Source organism: Monashia sp. HAY1-2A (assembly GCF_056755315.1).
Map to the genome: position 1 here is coordinate 1 of NZ_JBNDHY010000217.1, position 5710 is coordinate 5710.

General features: G+C 70.9%; 8 protein-coding genes. 3 read left to right on the forward strand and 5 right to left on the reverse strand.

What is annotated here, in order from left to right; genetic code table 11:
- The 3 genes from ACPYOM_RS20605 to ACPYOM_RS20615 all read left to right on the forward strand — a co-directional run.
- Nucleotides 1-306 (forward strand): oxidoreductase C-terminal domain-containing protein (locus ACPYOM_RS20605; protein WP_481347381.1); only part of this gene is annotated, 306 nt, incomplete at its 5' end.
- A 62-nt stretch (nucleotides 307-368) separates the two neighbouring features.
- Nucleotides 369-2126, forward strand: coding sequence for a sodium:solute symporter family protein (locus ACPYOM_RS20610; protein ID WP_481339158.1), 1758 nt, complete (start codon nucleotides 369-371; stop codon nucleotides 2124-2126).
- A 13-nt stretch (nucleotides 2127-2139) separates the two neighbouring features.
- Nucleotides 2140-2508 (forward strand): hypothetical protein, encoded by a 369-nt coding sequence (locus ACPYOM_RS20615; protein WP_481347382.1) that lies wholly within the window; start codon nucleotides 2140-2142, stop codon nucleotides 2506-2508.
- 67 nt (nucleotides 2509-2575) lie between these two features.
- Here the strand turns inward: ACPYOM_RS20615 and mutM are convergent, their stop codons facing one another.
- The 5 genes from mutM to coaD all read right to left on the reverse strand — a co-directional run bounded on the left by mutM (nucleotide 2576) and on the right by coaD (nucleotide 5690).
- Nucleotides 2576-3436, reverse strand: a complete 861-nt coding sequence (mutM, locus tag ACPYOM_RS20620) for a bifunctional DNA-formamidopyrimidine glycosylase/DNA-(apurinic or apyrimidinic site) lyase (RefSeq protein WP_481339155.1) — start codon at nucleotides 3434-3436, stop codon at nucleotides 2576-2578.
- Nucleotides 3437-3454: 18 nt separating this feature from the next.
- Nucleotides 3455-4294, reverse strand: coding sequence for a ribonuclease III (gene rnc / locus ACPYOM_RS20625; protein ID WP_481347383.1), 840 nt, complete (start codon nucleotides 4292-4294; stop codon nucleotides 3455-3457).
- Between the two features lie 19 nt (nucleotides 4295-4313).
- A complete protein-coding gene (gene rpmF, locus ACPYOM_RS20630; protein WP_020142793.1) occupies nucleotides 4314-4508 on the reverse strand; it encodes a 50S ribosomal protein L32 in 195 nt (64 codons plus the stop codon).
- 1 nt (nucleotide 4509) lies between these two features.
- Nucleotides 4510-5085, reverse strand: coding sequence for a YceD family protein (locus ACPYOM_RS20635; protein ID WP_481339151.1), 576 nt, complete (start codon nucleotides 5083-5085; stop codon nucleotides 4510-4512).
- An 89-nt stretch (nucleotides 5086-5174) separates the two neighbouring features.
- Nucleotides 5175-5690, reverse strand: coding sequence for a pantetheine-phosphate adenylyltransferase (gene coaD / locus ACPYOM_RS20640; RefSeq protein WP_481347384.1), 516 nt, complete (start codon nucleotides 5688-5690; stop codon nucleotides 5175-5177).
- Nucleotides 5691-5710 lie beyond the last annotated feature (20 nt).

Here is a 5710-nt window from a genome sequence, read left to right on the forward strand (position 1 = left end):
GACAGCGTGCCGTGGTTCTGGAGCGACCAGGCCGACCTGCGCCTCCAGATCGCGGGCCTGCCGCACGGTGCCGACACGACGGTCCTGCGCGGCGACCCTGCAGCAGAGTCGTTCTCGCTGCTCAGCTACCACGGCGGCCTGCTCGTGGCCGTCGAGGCCGTCAACGCCAGCGGTGACTACCTGGCCGTGAAGCGCGCGCTCGAGAAGGGTATGACGATCCCGGTCGAGGCGGCGGTCGATGCCACCGTGCCGCTGAAGCGCGCCATCAGCTCCGTTCCCGACCCGACCAACCAGGAGGTGTCCTGACGCGACCGGCGGGCCCGGCTGCGCTAGCGTCGAACGGGTCGCCCAACGAAGGGACTGATCGCATGCGCTCACTCGCGGGTCTACCGACAGCGGACTCCATCATCAGTGCCAACCCCGTCGACTACGTCATCATCGCGCTGTACTTCGTCTTCGTCCTCGGCATCGGGCTCATGGCCCGGCGCGCCGTGTCCGACTCCATCGACTTCTTCCTGTCGGGCCGGTCCCTGCCGGCCTGGGTCACCGGCCTCGCCTTCATCTCGGCCAACCTCGGCGCCGTCGAGATCATGGGCATGTCCGCCAACGGCGCCGAGCTCGGCATCTCCACCGTCCACTACTTCTGGGTGGGCGCCATCCCGGCGATGCTGTTCCTCGGCGTCGTCATGATGCCCTTCTACTACGGCTCCAAGGTCCGCTCGGTCCCGGAGTTCATGTACCGGCGCTTCGGCACCGGCGCCCACCTCGTCAACGCACTGAGCTTCGCCCTCGCCCAGCTGCTCATCGCCGGCGTCAACCTCTACCTGCTCGGCTCGATCGTCCACGCCCTCCTGGGCTGGCCGCTCTGGGTCGCGCTCCTCGTGGCGGCGGCGATCGTCCTGTCGTACATCACGCTCGGTGGCCTGTCGGCGGCGATCTACAACGAGGTGCTGCAGTTCTTCGTCATCGTCGCCGCCCTCCTGCCGCTGACCCTCATCGGCCTGCACCGCGTCGGCGGCTGGCAGGGCCTGCAGGACAAGATCACCCAGCTCGCGACGTCGGCCCCCGCCAAGGCGGGTGTCCCGCCCGCCGACCAGCAGCTGCACTCGTGGCCCGGGGAGGCGCTGTCCGGCTTCAGCTCGCCGTTCTGGTCCGTCGTCGGCATCGTCTTCGGCCTGGGCTTCGTGCTGTCCTTCGGCTACTGGACGACGAACTTCGTCGAGGTCCAGCGCGCCATGGCGTCCAACTCCATCTCGGCCGCCCGCAAGACGCCGATCATCGGCGCGTTCCCGAAGATGTTCGTGCCGTTCATCGTCATCCTGCCCGGCATGATCGCGGCCGTCCTCGTCCCGGAGATCGGGCAGCTGAAGAACGGTGGCTCGCCGCCCGGCGGCGCGTCGGGCGAGGGCGTCAAGTACAACGACTCGCTGCTGCTGCTCATGCGCGACGTCCTGCCGAACGGCCTGCTCGGCATCGCCATCGCCGGCCTGCTCGCGGCCTTCATGGCCGGCATGGCTGCCAACATCTCCGCGTTCAACACCGTCTTCAGCTACGACCTGTGGCAGCGGTACATCCGCAAGGACCACAGCGACGACTACTACCTGCGCATCGGACGCCTGGCCACCGTCGCAGCGACCCTCATCGCGATCGGCACCGCCGTCGTCGCAAGCTCCTTCAGCAACGTCATGGACTACCTCCAGACCCTGTTCGGGTTCTTCAACGCACCCCTGTTCGCGACGTTCATCCTCGGCATGTTCTGGAAGCGCATGACGCCGACGGCCGGCTGGGCCGGCCTGGTCAGCGGCACGCTGTCCGCGGTGGTCGTCGCGTTCCTGTCCAAGGACGCGTTCGGCTCGGTGAGCCTCGGCGTCCTGCCGCTCGAGGGGCAGGGCGCGGCGTTCGTCGCGGCGTCCACGGCGTTCGTCGTCGACATCGCCGTCAGCGTCGTCGTCAGCCTGGGCACCGTGCCCAAGCCGGCCCGCGAGCTGCGCGGGCTCGTCTACTCCGAGACGCCGCGCGAGGACCTCGTCGACCCGCACGAGTCGCGGTTGCCGTGGTACCAGCGCACGATCCCGCTCGCGGTCATCGCGCTGGTGCTCGTCGTCATCCTCAACGTGGCCTTCTGAGAGGAGTCCTGCCATGACCGACAGCAGCAGGCGGTCCGCCGATCACGCGCCCGGCGAGCACGAGGAGCCGCTGGCCCCGGAGCCCGACGACGCCCGTGTCGAGCGGCACACCGCCGGCGCCTTCGACATCCGCAACTTCATCGGCGGCCTCATCGGCATCTACGGGGTCATCCTCGTGGCCATGGGCCTGTTCGGCGACCGGGCCCTCGACAAGACCGGTGGCGTCAACGCCAACCTCTGGGCGGGCCTGGTCATGGTCGTCGTCGCAGCGGTCTTCATGACCTGGGCGCGGCTGCGACCGATCGTCGTGCCCGACCACGTCGCGCCACCGCATGACGACCCGACCCGGCCGGCGCCGAGGCGTCGCCCGGGCGGTCACTGACCGTCGACCCGGGCCGGCGTCGAGCTGCCTCGGGCGCTCGCGCGGGCCTCAGGCGCTCGCGCGGGCCTCAGGCGCTCGCGCGGCGCCGCGGTCGGGGCTGGCACACCGGGCAGGAGAAGGACGAGCGGTTCATGAACTGCTCGCGGCGGATCAGGGCACCGCACCGGTCGCACGGCGTGCCCTCGCGGCCGTAGGCGTGCAGCGAGCGGTCGAAGTAGCCGCTCGCCCCGTTGACGTTGACGTAGAGCGCGTCGAAGCTCGTGCCGCCCTGGCCCAGGGCCTCGGCCATGACCTCGCGGGCGTGGTCGAGGATGCGCGACAGCGTCGGCTTGGTCAGCGCGGAGCACAGCCGCTCGCCGTGCACCCGTGCACGCCACAGCGCCTCGTCGGCGTAGATGTTTCCGATGCCCGAGACGAGGGTCTGGTCGAGGAGCGCGCGCTTGACGGCGCTGTCGCGCTGCTTCATCCGCCGCACGACGGCGGCCTGGTCGTAGACCGGCTCGAACGGGTCGGGGGCGATGTGCGCGACGACCTCGGGGATGCCCCCGCGACCGAGCGGCGACAGCTGCAGGCCCCCGAAGGTGCGCTGGTCGACGAACCGCAGCTGCGGCCCGCCGTCGGCGAAGTCGAACCGTGCGTGGCAGTGCTTCTCCAGCGGCGCCTCGGCGGGCTCGACGAGCATCTGGCCGCTCATCCCGAGGTGGACGATGAGGGCGTCCTCGCCGTCGAGGGCGAGCCAGAGGTACTTGCCGCGGCGTGAGGCGGCCGTGACGGTGACGTCGTGCAGCCGCGCCGCGAGGTCCTCGGGCCCGGCGTCGTGACGCCGCGCGACCCGCACGCCGGTGATCCGGGCGCGGGTGACGTGGCGGCCGACGACGTGGTCCTCGAGGCCGCGGCGGACGACCTCGACCTCGGGCAGCTCGGGCACGTCTGAGGGCGGTCCGGGTCAGCCGAGCGCGCGGGTGGGGCCGGACGGTCGGGACACGTCGCCGGACAGGCCGGACACACCCGGGGCCGCAGACTCGTCGGCGGCCGCCTCGGTGCTGCGGGCGTCGAGCGTGTGCCAGGCCTGCTTGGCGGCCTTCTGCTCGGCCTCCTTCTTCGAGCGGCCACGGCCCTCGCCGAGGACCTCGTCGCCGACGAAGACCTGCGCGTGGAACTCCTTCTCGTGGTCCGGGCCCTGCTCGCCGACGCGGTACTCGGGAGTCCCGAGCGCGGCGCCGGCGGCCATCTCCTGCAGGCTCGTCTTCCAGTCGAGGCCGGCGCCCAGGGTCGCGGCCTCCTCGATGAGGGCGTCGAAGTGGTGGTGGACGAAGACGGCCGCCCGCTCGATGCCGACGCTGAGGAAGACGGTGCCGATGAGCGCCTCGAGGGTGTCGGCGAGGATCGAGGCCTTGTCGCGGCCGCCCGTCGCCTCCTCACCCTTGCCGAGCATGACGTAGCCGCCGAGGTCGAAGGTGCGCGCGACCTCGGCGAGGGCTCGCATGTTGACGACCGCCGCGCGCAGCTTGGCCAGCTGGCCCTCGGCGAGGTCGGGGTGCTCCCGGTAGAGCGTCTCGGTGACGACGAGGCCCAGGACGGAGTCGCCGAGGAACTCGAGGCGCTCGTTGTTCGGCAGCCCGCCGTTCTCGTACGCGTAGGACCGGTGCGTCAGGGCACGCAGGAGCAGCGGCTCGTCGACTCCCTGGCCGACCACCTCGTCGAGGTGGGCGAGCAGGGCGTCGACGGGCCGCTGCGGCTCCTGCGTCACCGCCGCCGGAACACCCCCGGCATCGAGGTCGCTCACGGGGCCGCTCACGGGCAGGTCAGGCCTGGTGCTCGGTGCGCTCGGCCGCGGCGTAGTGACGGCCCTTGTAGGTGCCGCACGACGGGCACGCGATGTGGGGCTGCGTGGCAGCACCGCACTGGGGGCACGTGGTCAGCGTGGTCGGCGTAGCCTTCCAGTTCGCGCGACGCGAACGGGTGTTGGAGCGCGACATCTTCCGCTTCGGGACAGCCACGTCAGTTCCTCTTCTCTTGCGGGTCGTCCCCCAGCAGTCCGCCGAGAGCCGACCACCTCGGGTCGATCACTTCATGGTGGTGGTCCGGGTCGTCCGCGAGCCTGGCTCCGCACTCGGAGCACAGGCCCGGGCAGTCCTCCCGGCACACCGGCTTGAACGGCAGCGTCGGTACGACCGCGTCCCGGAGCACGGGCTCCAGGTCGACGAGGTCGCCGACGAGCTCGTGCACCTCGTCCTCGTCCGAGTCGGCTCCCACCTCGTGGTGGTGCGCCGCCCGGTCGGCGTAGGCGAACAGCTCCTGGAAGGTCCCGTCGACGTCGAGCTCGACGGGGTCCAGGCACCGCACGCAGGCGCCGGTCGCCGTGCCGCCGACCGAACCCGTGACGAGGACGCCCTCGACGACCGACTCCAGCCGCACCTCGAGCTCGACCGGCGTGCCGGCCTTGATCGCGATGACGTCGGTGCCGAGGTCGTCGGAGAACGTCACCGTGCGCGTGAGCTCATGCATCGTCCCCGGTCGCCTGTTCAGGTCCCTGGTGTCGAGCACCAGCGGTGAACGGGGATCGGGGCGGCTCATGTCTCCTGCGCACGGTCGTAGGTTCGGTCCGCGCCAGGACGGACGTGGACCGACGTCCAAGGCTACCGGAGGCTCCTCCGGCGCCCAAATCAGGCCAGACGGCCGCGCAGCGCCTCGAGGACGGCGTCCGGGACGAGGCCGGTGACGTCGCCGCCGTAGCGCACGACCTCCTTGACCAGCGAGCTGCTCACGTGCTGGAGGGTGGGGTCGGAGGCCAGGAAGAGCGTCTCGACGCCGGTGAGGTGGTGGTTCATGTGCGCCATCGGCAGCTCGTAGGCGAAGTCGGTCCCGCCGCGCAGCCCCTTGACCATGGCGTCGGCCCCGACCTCGCGGCAGACGTCGACGACGAGTGTGCCCGCCCAGTCACCGATGCGCACGTTCGGCAGGTGACCGACCGACGCCTCGAGCAGCCGGGTGCGCTCCGGGACCGAGAAGGTGCCCTCCTTGGAGGGGTTGTGCAGGATCGCGACGACGACCTCGTCGAAGAGGCGGCTCGCGCGGGTGACGACGTCCACGTGCCCGTTCGTCACGGGGTCGTAGGAACCGGGGCACACACAGCGACGCGTCACGGTGCTCACGCGGCAAACCCTGTCTCTTATACACATCTGACGCTGCCGACGACGGA

Excerpts from the sequence above, each read along its gene's own strand:
- coaD (WP_481347384.1), bottom strand. The coding sequence starts at position 5,690 with ATGTGTATAAGAGACAGGGTTTGCCGCGTGAGCACCGTGACGCGTCGC.
- ACPYOM_RS20615 (WP_481347382.1), top strand. The coding sequence starts at position 2,140 with ATGACCGACAGCAGCAGGCGGTCCGCCGATCACGCGCCCGGCGAGCAC.
- ACPYOM_RS20610 (WP_481339158.1), top strand. The coding sequence starts at position 369 with ATGCGCTCACTCGCGGGTCTACCGACAGCGGACTCCATCATCAGTGCC.
- ACPYOM_RS20635 (WP_481339151.1), bottom strand. The coding sequence starts at position 5,085 with ATGAGCCGCCCCGATCCCCGTTCACCGCTGGTGCTCGACACCAGGGAC.